This is a genomic window from Streptomyces sp. NBC_00989, assembly GCF_045162655.1.
In the GTDB taxonomy this organism is placed as follows: Bacteria; Actinomycetota; Actinomycetes; order Streptomycetales; family Streptomycetaceae; genus Streptomyces.
Genome location: NZ_CP108729.1, coordinates 63,699 through 88,096, shown reverse-complemented (window position 1 = coordinate 88,096; position 24,398 = coordinate 63,699). Strand labels below are relative to the sequence as shown.

The 24,398-nt window shown below is 68.3% G+C and carries 21 protein-coding genes and 1 pseudogene; 13 read left to right on the top strand and 9 right to left on the bottom strand.

Translation table 11 applies throughout. From position 1 onward, the window contains the following. Positions 1–109: 109 nt before the first annotated feature. A complete protein-coding gene (locus OG714_RS54630; RefSeq protein WP_406132285.1) occupies positions 110–1,561 on the top strand; it encodes a hypothetical protein in 1,452 nt (483 codons plus the stop codon). Further along, positions 1,558–2,052 (top strand): GNAT family N-acetyltransferase, encoded by a 495-nt coding sequence (locus OG714_RS54625; protein ID WP_331732165.1) that lies wholly within the window; start codon positions 1,558–1,560, stop codon positions 2,050–2,052. Before OG714_RS54630 ends, OG714_RS54625 begins: the two co-directional genes overlap by 4 nt. Positions 2,053–2,067: 15 nt before the next feature. On the opposite strand, the gene OG714_RS54620 is transcribed toward OG714_RS54625, so the two are convergent. Beyond that, positions 2,068–2,817, bottom strand: coding sequence for a hypothetical protein (locus tag OG714_RS54620; protein WP_406132283.1), 750 nt, complete (start codon positions 2,815–2,817; stop codon positions 2,068–2,070). 208 nt (positions 2,818–3,025) lie between these two features. On the opposite strand from OG714_RS54620, the gene lexA reads away from it, so the two are divergent. The 3 genes from lexA (at position 3,026) to OG714_RS54605 (ending at position 5,432) form a co-directional block, all read left to right on the top strand. After that, positions 3,026–3,700: a transcriptional repressor LexA gene (gene lexA / locus OG714_RS54615; protein ID WP_331732159.1), complete on the top strand. Its 675-nt coding sequence runs from the start codon at positions 3,026–3,028 to the stop codon at positions 3,698–3,700. A gap of 210 nt (positions 3,701–3,910) precedes the next feature. Then, complete coding sequence (locus tag OG714_RS54610) at positions 3,911–4,270, top strand: hypothetical protein (RefSeq protein ID WP_331732156.1); 360 nt, start codon at positions 3,911–3,913, stop codon at positions 4,268–4,270. Between the two features lie 406 nt (positions 4,271–4,676). Next, positions 4,677–5,432: a class I SAM-dependent methyltransferase gene (locus OG714_RS54605; protein WP_331732716.1), complete on the top strand. Its 756-nt coding sequence runs from the start codon at positions 4,677–4,679 to the stop codon at positions 5,430–5,432. 200 nt (positions 5,433–5,632) lie between these two features. On the opposite strand, the gene OG714_RS54600 is transcribed toward OG714_RS54605, so the two are convergent. From OG714_RS54600 to OG714_RS54585, 4 genes are all read right to left on the bottom strand, one after another. Next, the gene (locus OG714_RS54600) at positions 5,633–6,676 is read right to left on the bottom strand and encodes a DNA polymerase thumb domain-containing protein (RefSeq protein WP_331732153.1); all 1,044 of its coding nucleotides are present in this window, start codon (positions 6,674–6,676) and stop codon (positions 5,633–5,635) included. A gap of 565 nt (positions 6,677–7,241) precedes the next feature. Further along, the gene (locus OG714_RS54595) at positions 7,242–7,832 is read right to left on the bottom strand and encodes an RICIN domain-containing protein (RefSeq protein WP_331732150.1); all 591 of its coding nucleotides are present in this window, start codon (positions 7,830–7,832) and stop codon (positions 7,242–7,244) included. 56 nt (positions 7,833–7,888) lie between these two features. Then, the gene (locus tag OG714_RS54590) at positions 7,889–11,578 is read right to left on the bottom strand and encodes a hypothetical protein (RefSeq protein WP_331732147.1); all 3,690 of its coding nucleotides are present in this window, start codon (positions 11,576–11,578) and stop codon (positions 7,889–7,891) included. 324 nt (positions 11,579–11,902) lie between these two features. Next, positions 11,903–15,340 carry a DNA polymerase III subunit alpha gene (locus OG714_RS54585; RefSeq protein ID WP_331732713.1) on the bottom strand — a complete coding sequence of 1,146 codons (3,438 nt, stop codon included), beginning with the start codon at positions 15,338–15,340 and terminating at the stop codon, positions 11,903–11,905. Positions 15,341–15,628: 288 nt separating this feature from the next. Here OG714_RS54585 and OG714_RS54580 point away from each other — a divergent pair, with 288 nt between their 5' ends. Then, complete coding sequence (locus OG714_RS54580; RefSeq protein ID WP_331732144.1) at positions 15,629–15,862, top strand: hypothetical protein; 234 nt, start codon at positions 15,629–15,631, stop codon at positions 15,860–15,862. Positions 15,863–15,908: 46 nt separating this feature from the next. Beyond that, complete coding sequence (locus OG714_RS54575; protein WP_331732141.1) at positions 15,909–17,042, top strand: DNA ligase; 1,134 nt, start codon at positions 15,909–15,911, stop codon at positions 17,040–17,042. Between the two features lie 136 nt (positions 17,043–17,178). Here the strand turns inward: OG714_RS54575 and OG714_RS54570 are convergent, their stop codons facing one another. Beyond that, positions 17,179–17,370, bottom strand: coding sequence for a hypothetical protein (locus OG714_RS54570; RefSeq protein WP_406132281.1), 192 nt, complete (start codon positions 17,368–17,370; stop codon positions 17,179–17,181). Positions 17,371–17,517: 147 nt separating this feature from the next. Between OG714_RS54570 and OG714_RS54565 the strand changes: the two genes are divergently transcribed. From OG714_RS54565 to OG714_RS54555, 3 genes are all read left to right on the top strand, one after another. Continuing rightward, positions 17,518–17,841, top strand: a complete 324-nt coding sequence (locus tag OG714_RS54565) for a helix-turn-helix transcriptional regulator (RefSeq protein WP_331732138.1) — start codon at positions 17,518–17,520, stop codon at positions 17,839–17,841. A 16-nt stretch (positions 17,842–17,857) separates the two neighbouring features. Next, positions 17,858–18,325, top strand: a complete 468-nt coding sequence (locus OG714_RS54560) for a hypothetical protein (protein ID WP_331732132.1) — start codon at positions 17,858–17,860, stop codon at positions 18,323–18,325. Positions 18,326–18,571: 246 nt separating this feature from the next. Continuing rightward, the gene (locus OG714_RS54555; RefSeq protein ID WP_331732129.1) at positions 18,572–19,489 is read left to right on the top strand and encodes a recombinase family protein; all 918 of its coding nucleotides are present in this window, start codon (positions 18,572–18,574) and stop codon (positions 19,487–19,489) included. 261 nt (positions 19,490–19,750) lie between these two features. Here OG714_RS54555 and OG714_RS54550 read toward each other — a convergent pair whose 3' ends face one another. The 3 genes from OG714_RS54550 to OG714_RS54540 all read right to left on the bottom strand — a co-directional run bounded on the left by OG714_RS54550 (position 19,751) and on the right by OG714_RS54540 (position 21,786). Continuing rightward, positions 19,751–20,662, bottom strand: a complete 912-nt coding sequence (locus OG714_RS54550) for a hypothetical protein (protein WP_331732126.1) — start codon at positions 20,660–20,662, stop codon at positions 19,751–19,753. A gap of 238 nt (positions 20,663–20,900) precedes the next feature. Next, positions 20,901–21,452, bottom strand: a complete 552-nt coding sequence (locus tag OG714_RS54545; RefSeq protein WP_406132280.1) for an RNA polymerase sigma factor — start codon at positions 21,450–21,452, stop codon at positions 20,901–20,903. Between the two features lie 46 nt (positions 21,453–21,498). After that, the gene (locus OG714_RS54540; protein WP_331732120.1) at positions 21,499–21,786 is read right to left on the bottom strand and encodes a hypothetical protein; all 288 of its coding nucleotides are present in this window, start codon (positions 21,784–21,786) and stop codon (positions 21,499–21,501) included. Between the two features lie 683 nt (positions 21,787–22,469). On the opposite strand from OG714_RS54540, the pseudogene OG714_RS54535 reads away from it, so the two are divergent. The 3 genes and pseudogenes from OG714_RS54535 to OG714_RS54525 form a co-directional block, all read left to right on the top strand. Then, positions 22,470–22,580: pseudogene (locus OG714_RS54535) on the top strand (DUF6420 family protein); the annotation flags it as partial. A gap of 265 nt (positions 22,581–22,845) precedes the next feature. Beyond that, positions 22,846–23,052 (top strand): hypothetical protein, encoded by a 207-nt coding sequence (locus OG714_RS54530; RefSeq protein ID WP_406132279.1) that lies wholly within the window; start codon positions 22,846–22,848, stop codon positions 23,050–23,052. A 490-nt stretch (positions 23,053–23,542) separates the two neighbouring features. Continuing rightward, positions 23,543–24,262 (top strand): hypothetical protein, encoded by a 720-nt coding sequence (locus OG714_RS54525; protein WP_331732113.1) that lies wholly within the window; start codon positions 23,543–23,545, stop codon positions 24,260–24,262. Positions 24,263–24,398 lie beyond the last annotated feature (136 nt).

Here is a 24,398-nt window from a genome sequence, read left to right as displayed (position 1 = left end):
CGGCTGCGGGCACAACCGTTCCTGGTGAGACAGTCGTGATAGGTGGCCTGAAAACGTGAGAATGCGTGAACTCGAACGACCTTGTGGGGACTCGCCTACTCTCACCCGGGTGACCACTGTCAGCGGTCCGCGGCCGTATCCGTCGGCCGCACCCTCCCAAGACACCGGCAACCCTGCGCTGGTTTCGGCGCTGAGCTGCGTGGGCCTCTCACCGCGAGAATTCGTACGTGCCATCAACGACCGCGTCGTAGCCGTGGGCCATCGCCGCCTCGACGTCACCGCCGGCTACAACTGGTGCCGCGGCGCCGTACCACGGTCTCCGCTCGTACGACATGTGGCAGCCGCCGTCCTCAGCGACGTCTCCAACACCGGATACACCGTCGAGAACCTCTGGGGGCAGGCACCAGCCGGGGTTGCGGATCCGCTGCAGTCGCAGTGGGCAACAGATGACCTGGTTGGTCCCCGCGACCTTCCGGACGTACTCGACAGCGCCGCCTCGTGGAGCAGCGGCTCGACCAATGTCGCCACGATGCGAGCCGCCACCCCGGACCAGCTGTCTGCGGCCGTCTGGGACGCCATGCGCCAACAGGACAGGCGCGTCTTGGGCTCCGGCGGCGATCACGCCGAACGCGTCGACCCTCCGCTGATGACCGTCCACGAAGAACATCTGAAGTCCCTGCGCCGGTTGGACGACAAGACCGGCGGCGGCCCGCTGTCCCAGCGGCAAGTCCGCATCGCCCTCTTCGACGTCATCACCCTGCTGCGGACCAGCAGTTACACACCGGACATCCGGACCCGGCTCCTGCGTACCGCGGCCGGTCTCGCCCAGCTCGGTGGATGGATGGCCTTCGACGGCAGCCTCGCCGCCGCCGCCCAGCGCTACCAGCTTCTCGCGCTCCGCTTCGCCCAGGCCGCGGGCGACCACGACACGGTCGCGAACGTCCTCGGCATGCTTGCCTACCAGCACGCCGCACATGCCCGACCGGCGGAGGCCCTGCGCTTCGCGACCAGCGCGGTCGAGTACTCCTCCCACGGGCTTCCACTCGTCCGCGCCCGCGCCCTCGGACGCCTGGCCACCGCACACGCGAGCGCCGGCGACATCGACGCCTTCCGCTGTGCCGCAGACCAATGCCGTCACCTCATCGCACAGCGGACGCCCGACGATCCCGCCGCCCTCTACTACTTCACCGACGACCAACTCGCCGCAGAGTCCGGTCACGCCCTCGTCGAACTCGCCTCGTCCAACCCGCGCTTCACCCGCAAACTGCTCGCCGAGGCGGCAGACCTCCTCTCGCCCATGGTCAGCGAGGGAACCGACGGCGAATACAAACGCTCAGCCGTCCTCCACGGAATCCACCTCGCCCGGGCCCGCCTCCTGGCCAAGGACACGGACGCCACCGCCCACATCCTCACCTCCCTCGCAGGCCAGCTGCCCGGCGTCCAGTCGCTGCGCTGCCGAGACCTCCTCATCAACGTCCGCCGCAGCGCCGGCCGGCCGCTGCGCTCCGCCCACCGCACCGATGCCATCGAGGCAGTCGACCAGGCACTATCAGCAGCATGACCTCGCATCCCACCAGCCCCCAGATTCCCCGCACTTGGGACATCACAGCCGCTCCGTACGACTCTCCGGACGTACAACAACTGCTGCTGCAGTTCCAGGCCGCCCAGGCCGACATCTACGGGTACGCCGACAATCCGGCCGACACCCCCGGCACGGACTACGAACCACCCCACGGGCTCTTTCTCCTGGCCCGAGATCCCGCCAGCCGGCCTCTGGGATGCGGCGGTTGGCGCCTCCTCACCTCGGCCACCGGAGAGATCAAGCGCATGTACGTGCACCCGGACGCCCGAGGACGCACCCTCGGACGGCAGATACTCGGACACCTGGAAGACGACGCCCGCAGGCACGGGCTGACGCACATGCAACTTGAGACCGGCGTTGCCAACCACGCAGCTCTCGCGCTCTACAGCGCCAACGGCTACCAGCCCATCTCGCCCTACCGGCCTGGCCGCAACCCGGACATCAACCGGGCACTGCGCAAAGCTCTATGAGCCATCGGCCCAGGCCTAGCGGGGCAGGGATCTGACGTGGAGGACGACGGTCGCGGCCGGCAGAAGCACGGAGAGACCAACCACGGTGAGCACGAGCCAACTCGGGGTGGTCGCCCAGTCCTTGGCCGGGAAAGCCGCCGCCGCGCCAGCCGTGAGCGCGCTGATGAGCACGAACAGGACGGAACTGCGGGTGGCCCATCGCGCAGCACCGTGGCGATTGGCGGTGGGCTTCATCCAAACCCAGATGCCGGCGAGTGTCGCCGCGCCGATCAGGGCGTATACGGCGTCGGTCACCGGGTCGCGCCATGCGGTGGGGTAGAGGACGGCTTGTGCGTAGCCCTGCGCACTCACCATGACCATGAGGGCAACGATGGCGGACACGGCGGCACTGACGAGGTTGACGAACTTCAGGGGCTCGCCCGTGTAGCCGTAGGAGTTCACAAGCCACGCGAGGCCCGTCATCAGGCCGGTGCTGCCGATGCCCAGCACGGCACCGCACATGACGCTCTCGACGTAGGCGCGCCCGCATGTCTGTTCGCCTGATATGACCCCGAATCCATAGGAGTCGTAGGCGAACGCGAACAGGGTCGCGATGAAGATCTGGAGCGTCGACGATAAGTCTTGGTTGGCGCGGCTCACGATCAGAACGGCCAGAACGGTGAAGACGAGGCCCGCGACCACTCCGGAGAACTGGGAATGCTGAACTGCAGTGATCAGGGGATTCCAGTCCAAGTCCTTTGTGCAGTCCAGTACATGACGACTCATCAGTCCCCCTGTGTCTCATGCGCAGAGGGACATGCTGATGCAATCCGATGCGATTACGCCCCGGTATCGCCGAATCGAGATCTTTGCCCGGTCGGCGAGTCCGTTGCGCCGGTCCGCACTCCCCGGATGAAGTCGAAACAGTGTTCCATTTCCAGGAGGGTGCGGGTTAAAGTCGCGATCTAAGAGATCTTGTACGGAGGTGCCCCCAATGGACAGCAGCGTGCCGGCCCGCAGAGGCCGTCCACCGGGCCCCCGGACCGCCGACGGTGAGCTGACCGACCGCCAGTCGGACATCGTCCGCTACATCAGGGAAGCGGTCGACCGGCAGGGCTACCCGCCGTCGATGCGGGAGATCGGCCAAGCCGTCCACCTCGCCAGCACATCCTCGGTCGCCCACCAGTTGATGGCCCTGGAGAGCAAGGGCGTCCTCTACCGCGACCCGCACCGTCCCCGCGCCTACCGGATCCGGCCCACGTGGGCACCCGAGCTGGACAGCAGGAGCGCGGCACAGGTCGACGTGCCGCTCGTCGGACGCATCGCCGCCGGCGCACCCCTGCTCGCCGAGGAGATGGTCGAGGACGTCTACGCCATGCCCCGCCAAGTCGTGGGCGACGGCGACCTGTTCGCCCTGACGGTCACCGGTGACAGCATGATCGGCGCCGCGATCTGTGACGGCGACATCGTGACCGTACGGCGCCAGGACAGCGCCGACCACGGAGACATCGTCGCCGCGCTCCTGGACGACGAAGCCGCCACTGTCAAAACGTTGCGCCGACAGGACGGGCAGGTGTGGCTCATGCCCCGCAACCCTGCATACGAGCCGATCCCCGGTGACGGGGCACAGATCCTGGGCAAGGTCGTCGGGGTCCTGCGGCTGCTCTAGAAGCGCCGACTTCGCCCGCAGACCACACGCGTCGGGGGCGAGTGTGGCACCGTGGACCTCAGGCCTGGTCCGCCGCCTCCCCCCGTGGTGGCGGACCAGGCCTCACCTGCGTACCGGGACCCAGCGCCCGCTTCGGCGAAGAAGACGTCGAGTCGAAGGCCGGGTCCTGGTTCGGCGGGGGTTGTCAGACGTGGCGGCTACCGTCCTGACATGACCAGCTCGCCGAACTCCCGTGACAGCGCATGGGTGTTGGAGGCCACCATCCGGACTGCACCGGCCGCCGATCACCAATGGCGCGAGCAGTTGGACAGGCTCCGCCCGATCGCCTCGTACGACCCGGAGACTCAGACGTGGCGTACGCGCCTCGGCGCGCTCGACCTGGCCGGCGTGCAGACGTTGCAGACCCTCTTCGACATGGCGAGCGCCCACGGCACCGAGGTGTTCCTCGCGCCCGCGGCTGTCCCGGAGCACTGGGAGGGCCCCACCTTCACGGAGTATCCGGACGCGGCCGCCGTTGTGCGGGCGCGGACCGAGGGCGGACGGCCGCTCGGTCAGTTGCCTCTGGCTTGATCAGCCCGGGTCGGATGGGGACTTCGAGGACGCTATCGGCGGCCTGGAGATAGTCCGCACGGGTGTGACGTTCGTCCGCGACGGCGCCGAAGTCGTAGATCGGCCGGGCAACTTCCTCAGGTGTCGGCCGTCCGCGCTCATCGGCAGGGGTGGCTTACCATCGCCCGCTGCTGTCGCGCTTATGTCGCAGCGAGCCGTCTGAGAGGCCTGTAGGGAATCACTCCAGACTGGCATGACGACCTGCGACGTTCCTGTGGTTCAGCACACGCATCAGGGTCGCTGTCGCGGCTAGTTCAGCACTCTGGGGCTGGCGCCGAGATCCTTGCGAAAACCATTGGTGCCCGGCTTGCTCCGCTGATGGACTGACGTCCTACCGTGAGTCTGCCGCGTGACGGAGGTAGTGGTTGTGACAGGCTATGACGTGCTTGCCGAGGTGTACGAATGGCTCATCTCGGATGCAAAGTTGCCTCCAGCCGAGTTCGCTGCGTCGTTCAACGACGTCCTCAATCTCCTGCCGTCGAACGCTCACGTCCTCGACTGTTCGTGCGGAACCGGACAGTTGGCGGTTGGCCTCGCCGGTCGTGGCATGCAGGTTGTCGCAACTGACGCCAGCGAGGCGATGGTTCGTCGGACCGCAGAGTTGTCTGAGGAGTTCGGGGCATCCGTCCGGGCCGTACGGGCGAACTGGGAAGAGTTGCCCAACCATTTCCAGGACAACACGTTCGACATGGTGTTCTGCGTTGGCAACTCGCTTCACCATGCCGCGGGCGCGACAGGCAGAGGTGCTGCTCTGGAGTCGATGTCACGGCTTCTGCGCCCCGGCGGGCGCTTGGTACTCACATCCCGCACTTGGGAACTCGTGAGGGCTGGAGGTTCCCGGCTGGAGATCAGTGACCGACTCGTCCGCCGGAACGGTCGCGATGCCGTCGTGGTCTACCGCTGGGAGATTGCGCCGCATTGGGAGCAGGAGCACCACATCGAGATTGCGATCGCGCAAGTTGATGCGACCGGGCTGGTTCTTGTCCGCTCGGAACTGCTGTCCTGCTGGCCCTACCGGTACGAGGAACTCGAAGTCGAGCTGCACCGGGTCGGACTCCAAACGGAACTGAGCACGTTCGATCTTGAGGCCGAGAACTACATGGTGGTCGCGAGCAAGGTATAAACACCGGACTCTCAGTCCCTGGCCGGACCGCGCGGTTGCTCGCAGGACGCTTGCGCCCTCTCATCGGTGCGGGTTCAAGTGGTCAACGCAACGCCTCGGACGAGGAGTGCTCGTCGATCAGACGGCGGTAGATCCGGGTGACGGTGTTGAACTACCCGACGTTGCTGATGTACTGCTGAGATACAGGCGCGATTGCTGAACTAAATCGACCCCCTACAGCCGCTCCGGCCCGGCCAATGAGCGGACGAGGGTGGGGAGTTGACGGCGAGGGCGGCGGGATAGAGCACGTGGTGGCCGTAGCGGGCACGGGCACGGTCGGCGACGGCTTCGATCGCGAGCGGCTTGTCGTCCTCCGCGTCGAGAGTGAGCTGTCGGACGGCGTGGTCGGCAGGGCGAAGGGCGTCGGCGCGCAGCGCGATACTGCGGACCCGGGCGCGCTGGAGCGCGAGAGAGTCGTACACGCCGTATGCGGTGCGGGCCAGGAGCACGGTGTGCTGGGTGGCCTCGGGCAGGGTGCGGCTGCGCCGGGTGCCGCTCGCGTCGGCGTAGCGGACGGTACAGGTCAGCCCTGTCGCGATCTGGCCGGAGCTCCGGAGGCGGGCGCCGAGGTCGGCGGCCAGGGCGAGCAGCGCGCGCCGGTGCTGGGCGGGGTCGAGTTCGTCGCGGCCGAAGCGGTGCTCGGCGCTCATGCTTGCCGACACCGGGGTGGGGTCGACGATCTGGGTGTCGTGGCCTTGGGCGTACTCGTGGAGGGTGCGGCCGGCGCGGGCGCCAAGGAGTCGTTGGAGGGTGAGTTGGGGGACGGCGACGATGTCGCCGACGGTGTGCAGGCCGTACTCGGCGAGCAGCGTGGCGGTCTTCGTTCCCACCCCGGGCAGTTCCCGTGCCGGCCGCGTCCGCAGGAACGCCGCGATCGCCTCGGGAGAGTCGTCGACGACCGTACGGCGGTCGAGGGGAGTGAGGGCGCAGGCCATCGCGGCGAGCATCCGGTTGCCCGCGCACCCCGCAGCGGTCCTCAGGCCGAAGTGGGCGAGCACGCGCAACTGAACCATGTCGGTCAGGCCGCGGGCGTCACGCCGCCAGTATGCGAGCGCGCCCGTCAGATCGAGCACCGCGGCCGCGTCCTGCTCGATCATCTGCACGCGGGGCGTAACGGTCTCTAGCAGGCGGCGCAGCCCTTCGGGCAGACCGATGTCGTGGTCGGCGGGGAGGTCGAGGCGGAGGTGGAGGATAGGGCGGCTCACGGCGATCACACCGGAGAACCCTGGTTCACCAGACGCGTCAGAGTGTCTCGTTGATGGCTTCGGGAGGCTGTCCCCGGACGTACCGCCTCTTTCAAGCGGATCACCTCCCAGGTGCCTCGGACAGGACTCGGATCCATCGTCGGATCCGTCGCCAATATATCGAACATAAATCGAACATGACGAGTCTTGGGACGCCGTACGCAGTGTGACGGTGCAGCCTTGTTTGCGAGTGGAGCACAGTGGTTTGCAAGCGACCAGCGAGGGTCGCCTGACCTGGGGGTTTACCGTCGATACGGGTTGCCCGGCCGGCGGCGCTCGCAAGGTGCCGTGCTCCAGCCTCGCAAACTGCAGCGCACCATCGCGGTCCTGACCAGCGGGTTCCGAACGATCACTCGCAACCTACGGTGCTCCGTCACACGCAGTTGTGGCGACGCACCGTTTGCTACGAGCGGAGCACGATGGCTTGAGAGTTCGCGCTCAGATCGCGGCAGGTCCGGACGGTCGTACGCGGCCGTGTGTCCGCCGGACACACGGCCGCGTGCACTGCCTGGTGGCGATCGGTGGCCTACTGCTCTCGGTACCACCGCTCGTTGGCGGTGCCGCCGCCCCAGGGCCAGGCGAGGACGTCGTGGTGCGCGGTCCCGCCGCTGTAGTCCTGGTTCAGGTACCACCCGCTCTTGGCGTTCTGGAGATAGAACACGGTCCTGGCCGTGTTCGCGTAGAGGTACCACTTCTCGTTGAGCGCCGAGCTGTCGCAGGTCCAGGCGAGCATGTCGTGGTTGGCGGTCCCGCCGCTGTAGTCCTGGTTCAGGCACTGGCCGCTCTTGTAGTTCTCCAGAATCCACAGAGCGCTGTTGCTGGAGTCGCCAGAGAGCCACCACCACTGGTTGTCCGCGGCGGTGTCGCAGGCCCACGCGAGGACGTCGTGCTGCGCGGTGCCGCCGCTGTAGTCCTGGTTCAGGCACTGGCCGCTCGCGGCGTTCTCCCAGTAGTACAGGCCGTCCACCACGTTGGCCGACACGTCGCCGTGCGTGACCAGGGTGAATCCCGACGGAGTGGACGGGGCCGCGCTCGCGCTCGGCGTCACGAAGACCACCGCCGCGGCTGCCGCGGCAGCCGCCATGGCGAAGACCCGTTTGAAGACGGACATGGACATGTTCTTCTCCTTCTGGTTGTGGAAATTCGGCTGATAGGGAGGGAGGCTCGGGGTGGTCAGGAGGGGCAGGCCGCGTCTCGGCGGCCGCCGAGGTACGTGGCGCGTTCCGGCCCTGTGAAGTCGCGGTGCACGGCGGCGCAGACTCTGTCGATGGCCTGCTTCGGGTCGAGCAGCGTGAGGTTCCACAGGCGCGCGGTCCCGTCCATGCTGCCGGTGGCGAGGGTGCGGCCGTCGCGACTGAAGGCCAGGGACCGTACGGGTTCGGTGTGTCCAGTGAGGGTGGTCCGCACTCGTCCGGTGGCCGTGTCCCACAGGCGTACCGTGCCGTCGCCGCTGCCGGTGGCCACGGTGCGGCCATCAGCGCTGAAGGCCACCGACCACACGTGGTCGCCGGAGCCGGTCAGGAGGGCCCGCCGCATCCCGGTCGTGGTGTCCCACAGCCGTACGGTCTGGTCCTCGCTGGCGCTGGCGAGGGTCCGTCCGTCGGGGCTGAAGGCGAGCGCGTCGTTGAGGCTGATGCGGCCGGCGAGGGTGGCCCGCGTGGCGCCGGTGGCGACGTCCTGGAGCTGGACCGTAAAGTCGCGCGCGCCGATTGCGAGGGTGCGGCCATCGGGGCTGACGGCGAGGGACCACACCGGTTGGGCGTGCCGGAGGGCGGTGAGACGGACAGAGCCGGTGACGGTGTTCCACTCGCGCACCGTGCCGTCCTCGTATCCGGTGAACAGGCCGCTGCTGTCGGAGGTGAAGGAGAACGCCCCGGCGGCTGACGGCGACCGCAGCACGTGGCGCACGGTCGCCGTGGCCACGTTCCACAGATGTACGGTCCCGACGCTGCCAGTGGCCAGGGTGCGGCCGTCCGGACTGAACGCCACCGACATCACCAGGCCGGTGTGGCCGTTGAGCATGGCCTGGAGTGTTCCGCTGGCGGTGTTCCACAGGCGGACTTTCCCGTCGCTGCCGCCGGTGGCCAGGGTGTGGCCGTCGGGACTGAGGGCCACTGAAAAGATGGGCCCCGTACGGCTGTTGAGGGTGGTGGGGGACTGGCCGGTGTCCGGCTGCCACAGGCGTGCCGTGCCGTCTCCGCTGCCGGTGGCCAGGGTGCGGCCGTCCGGGCTGAACGCCACCGACTTCATCCAGTCCGTGTGTCCGGTGGCGATGGTCTGGCCCTCGCCGGTGGCCAGGTCCGTCAGCCGCAGCGTCTTGTCGTTTCCTATGGTGGCCAGGGTGTGGCCGTCCGGGCTGTAGGCCACCGACGTCACCTGGCCGGTGTGGCCGGTGCGCAGGATCCGGCCGGCGCCGCTGGACGGGTCGTACAGCTGGACGGTGTCTCCGCCGGCGCTGGCGAGGGCCTGCCCGTCGGGGCTGAAGGCCACCGATGTCACCTCGTCGGTGTGGCCGGGCACGGTGGCCCGCGGCCGTCTGGTCGCCGCGTCCCACAGCCGGACGGTGCCGTCCGCGCCGCCGGCGGCCAGCAGACGGCCGTCCGGGCTGAACGCCACCGACCAGGGGACCAGGGTGTGGACCTTCACCGTCGCACGCAGTCTGTGCGAGGCCACGTCCCACAGCCCCACCGCTCTGTCCTGCGCGGCCGCGAGCGTCCGGCCGTCCGGACTGAACGCCACCGCGGTCACCGCGCCGTGGCTGGTGAACTGGGCGCGGACCTTTCCCGTGGTCACGTCCCAGAGCTGAAGACCGCGCTCCCCGCCGTCGGCCAGGGTCCGGCCGTCCGGGCTGAAGGCCACCGCCCCCTGGACGTCCGGACCCCGGCCGGCAAACGTGGCCCGCCGCCTGCCGGTGGCGGTGTCCCACAGGCGGATGCTCCCGTCGATGCATGCGGTGGCCAGGGTGCGGCCGTCCGGGCTGAACGCCACCGTCAACACCTGACTGCCGACGGCCAGGCGGTGACGCAACGGCAGTGCGGCAGCCGTGTAGAGGCTGCTGACGGCCTCGGTGGTGGGTTTCGTGCGGTATGCCTGGACCGCGAGCAGCGCTGCCAGGTCGGGGTTGGTGTCCAGCAACGCCGCGGACTGGGCGGCGAGTTGCCGGGACAACGCCGTGTGCTGTGCGGTGACGGCTCGGTCCTGTGCGGTGACGGCGCGGTGCTGCAGGGTGAATGCCAGCCCGGCGGCGACGACGGCCATCACGAGCAGAGCGGCCAGCGCCGCGGTCAGCGAGCGCAGCCGGCGGTTGGTACGGGCCAGGTCGCGTTGCTCGTCGTCCCGGGCCTGGAGGCTCGCGGTGAGGAAGGCCCGCTCCAGCAGCGTGAGCCGGTCGGGCCGGGCCGGGTCGGCGAAGACCTCCTCCGCCGCGGTCAGCCGCGCCCCGCGGTACAGGGCTCCGGCGTCGCGGTCCAACTGCTCCCAGGCGGTGGCGGCTTCGGTGAGTAATCGGCGCCGGCGCAGCAACTCGCGGTCGCGGTCGATCCATTCGCGCAGCCGGGGCCAGGCGGTGATCAGCGCCTCGTGGGCGAGGTCGACGGTGTCGTCGTCGAGGGTGATCAGCCGCGCCCGGGCCAGCCGGTCCAGGACGACGGCCGTGTCACCGCTGCCGTCGGCATCGAGTTCGGCGCGGCGGGCGGGACGGCTGGTGTCGTCACTGTCCTCGCCGGGGGCGATGAGCCGGAGCATCACCTGCCGGGCAAGTGCGGCCTCCTGCGGGGAGAGACTGGCGTAGAGGTCCTCGGCGGTCTGGGTGATCGCGCCCCGCACGCCGCCGGCGGCCTCGTAGCCCTTGAGGGTCAGCGTGCGGACGCGGCGGCGGCGCCAGGTCTCCAGGAGCGCGTGGGACATCAGCGGCAGGCCGCCGGGCTGATCGGTGACGTCCGCGACGATCCGGTCGGTCAGGGCCCGCTCCACTGTGAGGCCCTGGGCCGTGGCGGGTTTGACGATGGCCTCACGCAGTTCGTCCGCGCTCATCGGCGCGACGAGCAGGCTCGTGCCCAACAGGGCGGCCGCGAGACCGCGGTGTTCGCCGAGCCGGCCGTAAAGGTCCGCGCGCACCGCGATCACCACCCGCATCCGGCCGTCGGGCGCGGAGGCCGCCAGCAGCCGGTCGAGGAAGCGGGTGCGCTCGGCGGGGTCTGGGCAGAGCGTGAATACCTCCTCGAACTGGTCCACGATGACCCAGGTGTCCCCGGCCCCCGTGGCGGCGGTGCCGCTGGAGGTGATCTCGGCGGGAGCGAGCGCTCGGGCATGGGTACGGGCCGGATGCTCGCCGGGGGTGAGGATGCGTACGGCCGCCGGGCGGGCGCCCGGCCACGCGTCGCCGCGCAGCGCCGGGACCAGTCCGGCCCGCAGCAGGGACGACTTGCCGCTGCCCGAGGTGCCGACGACGGCCACGAAGCGGTTGCCCAGGGCCAACTCCGCCAGATCGGCGACCAGTTGGTCCCGGCCGAAGAAGCGGTCACTGTCACCCGGCTCGAATCGCGCCAGCCCCCGGTACGGCGGCATCACCCCCTCCTCGTCCTCGGCCGGCCGCCCGGCCTCCTCCTCGACCGCCCGCCGCCAGCGCTCTTCCCAGCCACCGGTGTCCGCGCCGCAGGCCCGTACGTAGGCGAGGACGACGGCCAGGGACGGGAGGCGTTCGCCGGCCGCCGACTCCGACAGCGTGGCCGCGGAGAAGTCCACCCGCTCGGCCATCGCCCGATACGTGACCCCCCCTGCCTCCCGCCGCAGTTGACGCAACTCGTACGCGAACCGCTGCACCGGCCCCGCCTCAGGATCCAGCCAACTCTCCGGACGCCCCATGCCACTCCCCCTCTACGCGACGACACCGTCCGTCTCCCTCGGACGGCCCGTTCGAACGGAGATTCCCGTTCCTGAGGACGTCACCCGCGGAACCGCGGGCCGGCCGAACGTCCCGCGCCCCTCCCCCAAGGGGACGCGGGACGACCTCCCTCACCGCACCGAGTCCACCGGGCCGACAGTTGATTGGCAGCTCTTTCAAAGGCGCTAATCAACAGGAACTGACCTGCAGAAGCAGCGAGTTGGGCGGAGCTATCCAAAACGGACCGGTCCGCCATCCGAACCCCGTCCTCCCAGGGTCCGCTGTTGTGTCACGTGAGACACGCATCAGCCTGGAGAACCCGGGCTGCGGTGGCCGAGACGGCGCAGGTCGGCCGAGCGGGTGCCGGCGGGCTGGAGGTCGGCGTACGGGTGGAGGCGGGCTCCGGTGGTGCCGTCGGCGAGGGTGCGCTGCGGCGGGGCTGGTTGGGCCGGGGTGGGGGAGGGGGCGGCGCGGCCGAGGAGGTCGAGGGCGGCCTGGGGGCCGTGGTCGCGGCGGGCCGCGGCGACGTCGTCCAGATCCCACGCCTGCTCGCCGACCACGGTGCGGCGTGCGCCGCGGGCTGTGACGGTGCCGCGCACCAGCAGCAGGCCGGAGTGGAAGACGGTGTGCGCGCAGGCCTCGTGGGAGTCCTCGAAGAACGCGAGGTCGACGAGGCCGGTGCCGTCCTCCAGAGTGACGAAGATGATCCTCTTCCCGGACGGGATCGGCGGCGTCTGGGTGGAGGCGCGTACCCCGGCGACCAGGACCGTCTGGCCGGGGACCATGCCGCGAAGATGCGCGGCAGTGGTGGCGCCGAGCTCATTCAGCAGCCGGTGGTGATGTTCCATCAGGTGATGGGTGACGTCGATCTGGAGCGTGTCCAGTTCCGCGCCGAGCTTGTCCCGTCCGGTCATCTCAGGCAGTCCGCTCGGCGTGGCGGTCACCAGCTCGCCGCCGAGCGGCAGTTGGCCGTCGGTGGCGGCGCGCGAGCGGGACTGCTGGTGGAGTTCGGCCGCCTGCAGCAGGAGATCCCGCCGGGTGAGGTCCCCGGGGAGCGGGCCGAGCGCGCCGACACGGATCAGCCGCTGGGCAACCGGCAGGGAGGGCCGGGCGCGCTGCCACAGGTCCTGCAGGCCGGTGTAGGGCTGGCCGGCCACGAGGCGTGCGACCTCGCCTTCGTTGATCCCCTTGACGGTGGAGAAGGCGAGGCGCACGCCCCAGCCCTGGTCGGTCTGTTCGACGAGGTGCGCCGCGCGGGAGTGGTTGATGTCGACGGGCAGGATCGGCACGCCGTGGCGGCGGGCATCGGCGACGATCAAGCGGCGGCTCCACATCCCGGGGTCGTACTCCAGGAGCCCGGCGTACAGGAACGCCGGAAATCTTGCCTTCAAAAAGGCGCTCTGAAGTGCAGGAACAGCAAATGCGACCGCATGCGCCCTGCAGAATCCATATGCTCCGTGGCTGGAGATGGTCTTCCAGACCTCGTCCAGCACGGCCGTGCTGTAGCCGCGCTCACCGGCCGTACGGCGGAACCACTCCTCGACGCGGGGGATCCGGTCGGCGTCGGCGAGCGCGCGGCGTGCGTACTCGCCGGCAGCGCGATCGCATCCGGTCAGCTGTGCGAACGTCGCGATGATCTGCTCGTGCCAGATGGTCACGCCGTACGTGTCCGACAGGATCGGTTCCAGGTCGGGGTGCGCGTAGCGCGGCGCAGCGCCGTGCCGGGCCGCGATGAAAAGTTCGGGCATTCGCCCGCTCACAGGTCCTGGCCGGAACAGCGAGATGTCGGCGATGACGTCCTGCATGTGGCGGGGCTGCAGCCGGGACAAAAGATCTTGCTGCCCCGGCGACTCCAATTGGTATAGACCAATTGAGTCGGAGGCCTGGATGAGCTCGAAGGCCAGCCGGTCGTTGAGGTCGACGTGGTCGGGGTTGTCGAGGTCGAGGACCCGCCCGGTGGCCCGGTGGATCTCCGCGACCGCGTGCGCCATCGCGCTCTGCATCCGGATGCCCAGGACGTCCAGTTTCAGGAGTCCGTAGCCGCCGAGCTCGATGTCTTCCTTGTCGGCCTGCACCATCGGGTAGCCGGCCGGAGTCGGCTGCACCGGCAACCTGTCCAGCAGGCTCACGTCGGACAGGATCACCCCACAGGGGTGCATGGCGTACCCGCGGGGCAGTGCGTCCAGACCCTCGGCGAGCTCCCACAGTGGTCCGAACTCCTTTACCCGGGAGGCGAGTTGCCGCAGTTCCGGCAGCTCGGCCAGGGCGCCGCGGATGTCCTTGGCCCTGATGTGCGGAAAACTCTTGGCGATCTCTCCCACGACCTGGGGCGGAATCCCGAGGGCAAGTCCAACATCGCGAAGGGCGTGCCTCGCCCGGTACGTCTCGGGCATACCGGTGACCGCGGTCCGCTCCCGCCCGAACCGGGCGATGATCGCGTCATACACCTCCAGGCGCCGCTCGGACTCCACATCGAGGTCGATGTCGGGCAGCGTCGTACGGCGCTCGTTGACGAACCGCTCGAACAAGAGGTGGTGGTCAAGGGGGTTGGCCGTGGCGATGAACAAGGCGTGGTTGACCATGCTCCCGGCGCCGGATCCACGGGCGGCGACCCGGATTCCCAGCGCCCGGGTATCGGCGACCACCTGGGCCACGGCGAGGAAGTACGCCTCGTACCCGGGGAGCCGGCTGATGACGTCGAGTTCGTAGTCGAGCTGCCGTACGGCACGCTCGTCACGGTCCAGGCCGCGGGCAACCATCCCCGCCTCGCACCGCTGCCGCAGCAGCCGGAGCGCCGAGCCGGCCTCCGGGCCCGCGCCGACGACGGAGGGTTCGGGGACGTGCGGCCTGCCCAGGCCGAGGTCGGCCGGGGTGAGGGTGCAGGACTGGCCGGTGGCCTCCGTCTCGGCAAGCAGGCGTACGGCGCGGGCGGGATCGTCGCCGACGGCCAGCGCGATCCGCTCAGCCACCGCCATCATGGCCGCCGGGTCCTTCAACCACCGCTCCTTGCCGTCCAGTTGGCGACGGTCGATGGGCCGCAGCAGCCGGGCCGCGTCGAGCACGTCGGCCAAGCGGTGCTGCTCGGGGTCGGCGTAGCGGACCGCGTTCGAGAGGATCGCGCGGACGCCGTGCTGGTCGGCCAGGCCAAGGGTGCGCGCGGCCAGCCGCAGGGAACCGGCGCCGGTTCCCTGCCGCCCCAGAAACACGGTCTCCAGCCGCAGCCGCTCGCCGGCCAACTCCCGCCACGGTGCGAGCAGTTGCCCGGCGACGTCGGGACGGCCGGAGGACAGAGCCCGCACCGGCTCGGAGGACGGACCGAGCAGCACCACCAGGTCCCGGTCGGCGTACGCGCGCAGGGTGGGCCAGGAGACGACCGGCGCCGCACCGTCGGCCTCGGCGTGCGCGGCGGACACCAGGCGGCACAGCCGCGCCCACCCGGCCGCGGACTGCGCGAGCAGAGTGATCCGCAACGGCGACTCCACCACGTGGGCGCCGCCGCGCACAGGCGTACGCGGCCGGCCGGCTGCCGGGCCGGGCGGGGAGGCGGGGGCGACGGCGACGTCGACACCAAGGACGGGTCGGATGCCGACGGCCGTAGCGGCCTTGGCGAAGCGGACCGTGCCCGCGACGGTGTCCCGGTCGGTCAGCGCGAGCGTCGTCATCCCGCGCTCGGCGGCGCGCTGCACGAGGACGCCGGGGAGGGAGGCGCCGTACCGGGCGGAGTACCCGGAGGCGACGCGCAGATGAGTAAATCCACGCTGCTCACCTCCGTTTCTCGCGTGCCCCTCCCTGACCTGTGACCTCTCCAGGTATCCACACTTTCCAGAATCGTACAAGTGTGCGAACTGGTGACGTGATGGTGTCCCACGCGCCGCAGTGACCGCAAGGAGCGGGGCACCCTTGAATCGACGGGTCGCCGCCACCGCCTATGTGATGTGCGTCTCACTTCGGCACTCGGTCCTGTACGGCGGCCTTCAACTCGGCGGAAGGGGTGAGGCCGACGACCGTCGCCTGGCCCCAGAAAGGCAGAGATGCCCCATCCGCTCCACCTCGTAGTGCTCGCCGCGCTGGTCGCCCTCACGGCGATGGCCTTCGCCTCGCTCGCGGTCGACGCCGGCGACGAGCTCACCGAGCACCAGGCCCGCGTCCTGTGCGCCGCGCTGAAGACCATCGAGCACGTCTCAATCGCCTACGGCACCGCGCTGGCCGCCCAGGACACGCCGCTCACGCTGCTCGTGAAGGCGGTGATCTCCCTCCTCCGGTAGCGCTCGTCCGCATGCGCGACGTCCGCGGGGGCCGGAGTCTGATCGTGTGGACTTCCCCGTTGCCGTTGCGCTCGCCGAGTTCGTCCCGACCCTCCCGGTCGGGACGAACTGGCGCTACGAGCCCAAACTGGACGGGCATCGGACGGTGATGTGGAGAGAGGAGAGCACGGTCCGTCTACAGGCTCGGTCCGGCAGGGACGTCACGCCTGTGTGGATGGATCTCGCACTCGCCGGACTCGAGATGCTCCCGCCGAACACGGTCCTGGACGGCGAGGCCGTGATCTACACGGGTGGGAAGATCGATTTCGCGGCCGCGCAGTCGAGAGCCGCCTCCACGCCCGCCCGCGCCCGCCGCCTCGCCGAGGATCTCCCTGCCCATTTCGCGGCGTGGGACATCCTTCTGCATCCGCAGCTCGGTGACGTCCGCGCCCGTCCCTACGACGTCCGCCGCGCCCTTCTCGTGGACCTGCTCCACGAGTACGACGTCCAGCCGCCGATCCAGGCCGTCCCGATGACGGACGACCCCGACGTGGCGATGACCTGGTACCAACAACTCCGGGAGCAAGGCGTCGAGGGCATCGTCTGCAAGCCCGCCACCTCGGTATTCAGAGCCGGGCGCGTGTGGAAGAAGATCCGTCACTCCGAGACCGTGGAGGCCAACGTCGTCGGCTACACCGGGCCGGCCACGCGGCCGCGGACACTCGCGGTCCGCCTCCCCGGCGGACGTATCGCGCTCACCCAGGCGCTGAAGGCGCCGCTCGCCGCCCAGGTCGCAGCGCACCTCGCGACCAGCGCACCGGTCCGAACCACACACACCGGAGGGGAGACCTACACCAAGTCCGATCCCGGGCTGGTGGTTGAGGTCCTGGCCGGGACGACCCGGCACGCCGTGGTGTTCCCTGTCAAGTTTGTGTGTTCAAGCTGCAAGGACGCGGTCTGGAGAACCTCGATCGGTCAACGAGCCTGCGTCACTCTGGATCCTGCGGAAGGGTGCAGTCTGCGTCGCGCCGCCGCCGACGAGCAGCTACGAGGCTGGCCCATGGCCGCCGCGGACCGCGCGCACAAGGCGCCCTGCGCCCCCTGCGCGACCCGGACGCGCCGGAGCTGGACGAGGACGAGTCGGCCGCCGACTGAAGCAAGGTCAGCCGACGGGTACCAGGGGCCCTCCCCCCAGGTCTGACGGCAGAGGTCCGCGATCTCGGAGGAGACGACCCTGTCGGCTCGACGGTACAGCGGTCGCCGAACTGAACTGACGACCCGGGAACGGCAAAGGGCCTTACCTGCCGATGGGACCTTCGTTCTCTCCACAGTCGCAGTCAGAGAACGATCGGGCCCCAGTACGGGCTTGATACCACTCCTGCCACGGTCAGAAGCCACCAGATCATTGCCAGGGACACGGACAGCTGCAGATGCCGGCCCGCCCTCAGTTCCAGACCCGAGCGGTCCAACCGCAGATCCCAATTCTGTTCGTTCCCCATGCGGCCCTCACTCGACTCGCGCTCGTCCATGCACCCGGTCCTCTCCGAACCTTCCTGTCGCGAGAGTACACCAGAACTCTACCTAGGTAGAGAACGAAGTGTGCAGATCAAAGCTATCTACCTAGGTAGAGTTCTACTCGGATCTCCGGGTACGCTTCAGGTATGAGCGGACTTCGGATGACACTGCAGACGCAGTTGGTAATGAGAGAGCTGCTCCAGAACCCGACGCGCGCCCAGTACGGGCTCGAAGTGGGATCCACTGTGGGCCTGCCCAGCGGCACGATCCACCCGATCCTGGCTCGGCTGGAACGCGCGGGAATCGTGGAGAGCTTCTGGGAGGCGGCGGACGAGCACGCCCAAGCGGAGCCGTCCCGGCCCCGTCGGCGTTACTACAAGTTCACTGAAGACGGTGCCGAGACAGCCCGGCTAGCGCTCGCAGCCGCCTACAAGGGCGGCCAGGCCTCTGCGCGGATGACCGGGAAACCCATCGCCGACTCCTGAACGGATCGACAACCTGATGCTAGACGTCGTTTCTGGTGCTTCTTTGGTTTCCCGCATCGAACTCATGGCGGCCTTTGGCAGCGTGATGGGGTTAGTGGCCTGGATCGTTTACCGGATGGCATTCAACGAGGATCCGGAGGCTCCTCTGCTGTGGAGAACGACGAAGGCACGGTTGGTCGGGACCTTTCTCAATGTGCAGAGGGTGTCCAGGGAGCATTTCTTCAGCAAGCCTTCGTCTTCTGAGACCACGCCTCGGCGACGGCGGGATCCCGAGTCTCGGGTGGGGGTGAAGCTGAGGCTGATCAGCCTGGTGCTACCAGCGGGCGTGGCGCGGGAGCGATACCTGGAGGAGTGGATGGACGAGCGAAACGGAATACGGCGAGGCATTTTCCCCAAACGGCGCTTCTGGGCCTTGACTGTCCTGTTCGGAGCCATCGGCCAGTCGTACGAAAGCCGCGTCCACGCCCGCCGACAAGTGGACTGAAGCCCCCAGATACAGCGAAGGGCCCCGCCGCATACGACTACGGTGTCGGTGCTTGAACCCGGGTAGGGCGTTCACTGCTTCCCATCTGTCGTCAAACGATCGTTTGACGACAGGTACGGCGGACGTCCAATGAACCCGCGCAATCCGGGGGTTCGCGGCGGCTCGAATCCAATCAGATCCGATGGTGATTGATGACAGGGTTTGACGACAGATAGGGTCCGATCCTCCGTACGGAAGGGGCCCTCGGTGGCGAACCTGGTCTACAAGCGGGTCTCGACCGACACGCAGTCGACCGCCCGGCAGAACCTCGTCCTGGACGAGGCCGGGATCGAGGACCCGGTCGTCTTCGAGGAAGACCCGGGCACCTCCAGCCGCCTCCACCCGCTCCAGCGCCCGAAGTTCAGCGAGCTGCTGACGTACGCGCGGCCGGGCGACACCGTGCACATCTCCGAGATGTTCCGCCTCGTACGAAGCACAGGGCACATCCTCGACGTGCTCGACGTCCTCCACCGCGAGCAGGTGGCCCTGCGCATCCACGACGGCGCGTTCTCGGCGATGGACCTCACCGCCCGCCATCCGCGCACTGGCGAGCTGCTGTCCACCGTGAAGTTCATGGTGCAGACCCTCGCCGCCGCTGGCGAACTCCAGCGCGACCTCCAGCGCGAGCTGACCTACGACGGACTCCGGGCCGCCGACGCCAAGGGCAGTAAGGGCGGGCGCCGCCCGGCCATCATGGACGCGAGGGCCACCGCTGTGCGCGCCGCGTTTCTGGGCGGCCGGTCCATCGCCGGTCTGGCCCGCGACCACCACGTCAGCCGGGGCGCCATCCGTACCGCCGTCGCCGACCTCATGCCCGAGCACACCGCTGGCCACGAGGACACCCCGGCCCCGGAGCTGCCGGTCACCCTCGACATGCCGGGCAAGGTCGGCGACTTCCTGCGTGCGACCGACCTGGAGCCCGCCGAGCGGGCCGCGATCGACCAGGGCGTGACCGTACGACGCGGCCAGGGCTACACCTTGCGCATCACCGCCGTGCCCGCCGTCCACCGCCAGATCCTTGACCGCTGCCAGTCCCTCGACGGCACCGCGGCGGTCCCGGCCCAGCGCAAGGCCCGCCGTGAGTACGAGAACCGCGTCGGCACCCTCACCCCGACCGGACCATGATCAACGGCTTAGTGTTAACCGCTGTACCGATGTTCCCCGAGGCCGCGTTAGTTCCAACAGGTCCGACCGGTCCCGTCCGTGATTCGCGGACGGGGTCTTCGCGTGCCTGCCGTGAGACCGGGACCGCACCGTGCTGAACTGCGGAAAGGAACATCCGTGGAACTCGTGAGACCGTTCCATGCGCGCGGGTTGGGGTTCCCTGTGGCTGTTCCCAAGATGGGCTGGATGGGGAACTGCACCCGCAGGCGAACGGCCTGCGGGTCAGGAGCGCTGCACGACCCCCGACGCGAAGAACTGCACAAGACTCGCGGCAAGGTGTACTGCCATGACCGCCTCTTGCACGGTCTCCTCCCGAGTCTCCTGCAGGTTGCCGTGACGGCTGGTCTGGCCCGTCCACAGCAGGGCCATCATGCTCTCGACCACCGCCAGGCCCTCGGCTCCGGACTTCCCGGCGATCGGCACGGTCAACTTGGCCCGTACTTGACGGAACTCGCCAAGCATCGTGCCCAGCGTCGCCTGATCGTGCTTGGGTTGCAGGGTGGCGTGCGCAGCCGACTCCACCGCCTTGATCGCCTCGCTGTACGCCTTCACCGGATCGGGATGCAGCGCGTACGCGGCATCAAGGGCCTGCCTCAGGTGACGGGTAGCCGAACCGCGCTCGGGCTGGTCCGCCGCCTTGGCGGCCTCGTCGGTGACCGCCACCACTGCTGGGCCGAGACGCCGTACCAGGGCCCGCCCGTCGGCCCGGATCGTATAGAGCGAGCCGGCGTCGGCAAGGAGTTGCTGCAGCGGAATGCAGTGCGTCAAGTCGTGCGGCGTATCTGCGGCCTGCCACGGCGCGAGACTCGCGATCTCCGGTTGATCCCGCAAGCTCCTGATGGGCGCCAGGTTGAGCAACGCGTCGGTGATGTCCAGGAGCTTCTTGGTGGGAGTCCAGTAGGCCAGGCGCGCGACGATGTCAATGCCCTCGTACTGGTACGGGTACGACTCGGGGTGTAGATCCACGTCGGTCCGAACGGCAACCCGCTCGATGACATCCATGTACTGCTCGGCGGTGCTCTCAATCCATCCCCTGAGCGGGGTCTCCAGGCCGGCGGGAACGCCGTCCTTCAGGGCACGAGCAGAAGGAGCATCGCGGTCAGACAGAGGCGTCCACTGGTCTTCGCTCACCATCCGGCGAACGGTAGAGCTTCGCAGCGATTTCTCCGGCTACTTACGACCTGCTTTGCGGCTGGTGTCGGAGATAGGACTCCGAGGCCGTGACGAAGGAACGCCCGGCCATCGCTCCGCAGAGACCAAGTTGGATGCCGGTAAGAATGCTGTCACCAGCCGCAAACGGCGAAGGTCACGTGCGTCGACGTGTCGGGCAACCGAGTCGACGCCGGGCCGCGCGTATCGCACGCGGCAGCCGTCACCGCACTCCGAGGAATTCGCGGGCCGTACGCCGAGCCCGAAATAGGTGAGCCGACACGGTCTTCGGCTCGATGCCCAAGCGGGCACCGATCTCATTCTCTGAGAGTCCATCCATCCGCAGTGTCAGTACCTCGCGCTGCCGGTGCGGCAGCAGCGCAAGGAGCTCGCCGAGCTGTTCCGCCACCTCCAACGACCTTGAGGAGTCTTCGGTACTGACCGCCTTGGTCATGGCCTCTTGGCCCAGGCTGATGGCGAACTTGGCGTGGTGGTGCTCCTCCCGGACGTAATCAATCAGCCGTCGTTTCACCACCAGCTGGAGGAGCGACGCCGGATTATGAGGCCGGCCCCTTTGCTTCCAGAACTTCCACAGGCCCAAGAACGCGTTGTTCACAACCGTGTCAGCGTCAGTTGCCGGAACTCCCCGCCGGACGACGTACGACACCATCACCTTGTACTGGTCGCGGAAGACCTCCTCGAATTCCGAGACCGCAATGGACTCGTCCTGCGAGGTACTCGGCTGATCGTCGGGGAACGCGTTCAGCCCGGACACCGGGGCCCCGCGGCCGAGCGGGGTCCCGGGCCGTTCCTCCAAACGCTCAGGAGCCATGCTCACCGGTCGTCGGGGTGCCGCCGCTGTCACCCCACGAGAAGGTGACCGAGCCGCGCAGCTTGAGGGACTTGTACGCCTTCACCGCGCACATGGTCACGATCTGGAGACCGAGGCTCCAGTACGCGCCGGTGTGCAGGTGCTCGTTGACCACGCCAACCGTGGACTCGGGGGCCACGAAATTCTGCACGGCCTCCGTGGCGACCACGGCCGTGGCGGTGGTCCACTTGCTTGCCTGGCGGATCAAGCCGCGTGGCGTGGTGCTTGTCTCGGACATAGGGCGAATACCCCGATTTCGCTGGAGGTGGACAAAAGGGACAACCGGTGCGGTCTCTGGGCTCCCGGCGAGTCACCGACAGAGATCCGCGCATCAAATCTGCACAGTCACGGAGAGTTGCGCAATGGGCGGGTGGCATCTGTGACTTCGTAACGGAATCGGGCATGCCAAACGCACTTGCCGACGGCCATTACCGTCTGGCAAGTGCGCCAGGCCATGCGGTGGTTGTCCGGCGGCTTGGTCCTCGGTGACTCTTTGCCGGGAGCCCGACTGCAAGCTGCGTCCACCTCTGGGAGGAGAGGGGTTTTATTGCCGCCCTTCCTTCCACCCCTCTCCTCTGATGGGCGGCGGCCATGCCTTACCCCGCCGATGGATTTTTGCCTTCTCTTTACTAACGCTCGGTAAGGGTGAGCTCGGCACATGGCTTCCGATCCTGATGAAGTATCAAACGACATATGTCCCGGAGCAGGCTCATTCACAGACAGGCTGCTGAAATCCCAGCTCAGCCCAGGTCTCAACGGCCCACCAGGCCCTCGGGGAGGGTCGGAACGGTCAGTAGCGACATCTGGCTGATCTTGATTCCGGTTCGATGACTCGCTCCGTTCCCGCTGATCAGCGGTCCTACGTTCCGGGCTCCAGGACCGCAGAACGTCGTTTGCGGCTGGTGACAGCGCGCTGCGCTCGCGGTCGAGCTGGGGGACTTCACCCTCGTGGACCGGCTCCTGCAGGAGGCTGAAGCACTGTCTGGTCCTGTCCGCGAGAGTGGCGAGGAAGACCAGGTCAGTACCAGTTAGGTCTGTTAGTGCCAACAGGGGTAATGCTCTGTCGTCAGCACAGCACGCCGTATGTTCCCGCCGGCCCCGGGATCGTCGAAGACCAAGATCTCAAAAACGTGGGTTAAGGAGCGTCCAGCAGGTCAGCGATGAGAAACGATGTACCGCCGGGATGCGCGGCAACGGGGAAACGAAGCGTGAGGAGGGGGCAGTGCCTGATTTCGGAGCGGTGTTCGGGGCTATAGGCCGGGGCACTCTCGCGGTGGGCCGGTTGGTGTGGGATGCGATGAGTAGCCCGACGGAGGCCGACGAGGAGGGGGCCCGCTCGGAGATATCCCGGCTCGCAGACTTCATCGACGACGAGGTGCCGGAGGAGCTGCGCGGCCTGGCGTGGGGCCTCGTGGTCAACGAACTGCAGCGGATCGACGCGGACATCGAACGGATGGTGGAGCAGGCCGCCGGGGACGTCGAGGACGAGGGACAGAAGAAGTGACCACGATGTCCCGACATGATGCGGCGCGTCCGCCTGGATCTGGCTCCCGAAGACCAAGATCTCAAAAACGTGGGTTAAGAGGTGCCGGGAGCCCGGTCCGACTCGGCGGCAGGCTCGGCGCCTTCGAAACCAAGGGGCCTCCCACCAGGAAGCGGTGAAGGCCTTCGCCGTCCCGCTGGTCACCGCCACCTTCGGATTGAAGGACGTGGCGCGGTCCGTGATTCGCGGACCAGGTCGACACCAGTTGGACCCGTTGGGGGCAACAGGTCTACGGCCTCATGGAACATCGGTACAGCGGTTGGCGCCGAGAACGATCATGATCGTCTATATCCACTTTGCCGCTGGGGTTCGTTGAGACGCCTCCGGTCCTGGTCGGGGTGCCCTCGCTGCGGTGCACGGATCTTCCGCAAGATCCCCCTTCGCCCCGTGCCCAGCTGAGTGACAATCAGCTCTGCCAGGGACCCGCCACGGCAGAGGAGAGCTGACGGAGATGGACATCCAGAACGCGGTCGACAACTACTCCAGCGCGATGAAGCACTGCGACAACCTGATCGCAGTGCACAGGGCCGCAGGCAGCGGCGGCCCCGGCAAACGGAGCGTCGAGCCGTCAGTGAACCGCGGCACCATAGTCCTCGCCGTCGCGTCCTGGCAGGCGTTCATCCAGGACGTCGCCAAGTCCCTGCGGGACGAAGCCCTCACCGAAGCCCGCAAGGCGGCAACGGGAACTCACCTCCTACTCGCGGCCATGGACCAGTGGGAGATCGACTTCAACGCCGCCCTGGAGAAGTTCTCCACTCCACAACCGGGACAGGTCCAGTCGCTCCTCAAAAGAGCCGGATACGACCCCCGACCCCACTGGACCTGGAACCAGAGAGGAGGCCAGGGGAAGCAGGACGTTCTGGTGGAACCCTGGCACGTTGAGAAGGTGATCTTCCAATGGCTCCGTGTCCGGCACGACGTCGCCCACGGGCACGACACCATCACCCCGCTTCCGATCCTGGAAGCCGTCCGGGACCCCCAGTCGTCCGCCAAGCTCAAGGCAGCTCCGACGCTCCGACTGACCGACGCCGACGACTGCGTCAAGTTCTTCCGGGCTGTCGTCCGGCTCACCGCCGATGGTGCAGCGCAGCACCTCGGCGAGCAGCCTCCGACGTGGGAGAAACCACCAAGCCTGGCCCTCGGACTCCACGTGTCCAACCTCAAGAAGTAAGTGTCTGGTCTAGTCGGCGGGCGGTTCGGCGAGCGGGGTGATCGCGGCGTAGCAGGGCGCGCACAGCGGCAGAGCGTCGGTGATGTCGCCCTTGTCCTGGGCGAAGGGATCGGCGGGTGCCGGCCTTGGTACTGGT

Bases quoted from the DNA above. Each gene is read 5' to 3' on its own strand.
- OG714_RS54525 (WP_331732113.1), top strand. From the start codon at position 23,543: ATGGACATCCAGAACGCGGTCGACAACTACTCCAGCGCGATGAAGCAC.
- OG714_RS54580 (WP_331732144.1), top strand. From the start codon at position 15,629: ATGCCCCATCCGCTCCACCTCGTAGTGCTCGCCGCGCTGGTCGCCCTC.
- OG714_RS54620 (WP_406132283.1), bottom strand. From the start codon at position 2,817: ATGAGTCGTCATGTACTGGACTGCACAAAGGACTTGGACTGGAATCCC.
- OG714_RS54530 (WP_406132279.1), top strand. From the start codon at position 22,846: ATGAGTAGCCCGACGGAGGCCGACGAGGAGGGGGCCCGCTCGGAGATA.
- OG714_RS54610 (WP_331732156.1), top strand. From the start codon at position 3,911: ATGACCAGCTCGCCGAACTCCCGTGACAGCGCATGGGTGTTGGAGGCC.
- OG714_RS54565 (WP_331732138.1), top strand. From the start codon at position 17,518: ATGACACTGCAGACGCAGTTGGTAATGAGAGAGCTGCTCCAGAACCCG.
- lexA (WP_331732159.1), top strand. From the start codon at position 3,026: ATGGACAGCAGCGTGCCGGCCCGCAGAGGCCGTCCACCGGGCCCCCGG.
- OG714_RS54540 (WP_331732120.1), bottom strand. From the start codon at position 21,786: ATGTCCGAGACAAGCACCACGCCACGCGGCTTGATCCGCCAGGCAAGC.
- OG714_RS54595 (WP_331732150.1), bottom strand. From the start codon at position 7,832: ATGTCCATGTCCGTCTTCAAACGGGTCTTCGCCATGGCGGCTGCCGCG.
- OG714_RS54625 (WP_331732165.1), top strand. From the start codon at position 1,558: ATGACCTCGCATCCCACCAGCCCCCAGATTCCCCGCACTTGGGACATC.
- OG714_RS54560 (WP_331732132.1), top strand. From the start codon at position 17,858: ATGCTAGACGTCGTTTCTGGTGCTTCTTTGGTTTCCCGCATCGAACTC.
- OG714_RS54570 (WP_406132281.1), bottom strand. From the start codon at position 17,370: ATGGACGAGCGCGAGTCGAGTGAGGGCCGCATGGGGAACGAACAGAAT.
- OG714_RS54590 (WP_331732147.1), bottom strand. From the start codon at position 11,578: ATGGGGCGTCCGGAGAGTTGGCTGGATCCTGAGGCGGGGCCGGTGCAG.
- OG714_RS54550 (WP_331732126.1), bottom strand. From the start codon at position 20,662: ATGGTGAGCGAAGACCAGTGGACGCCTCTGTCTGACCGCGATGCTCCT.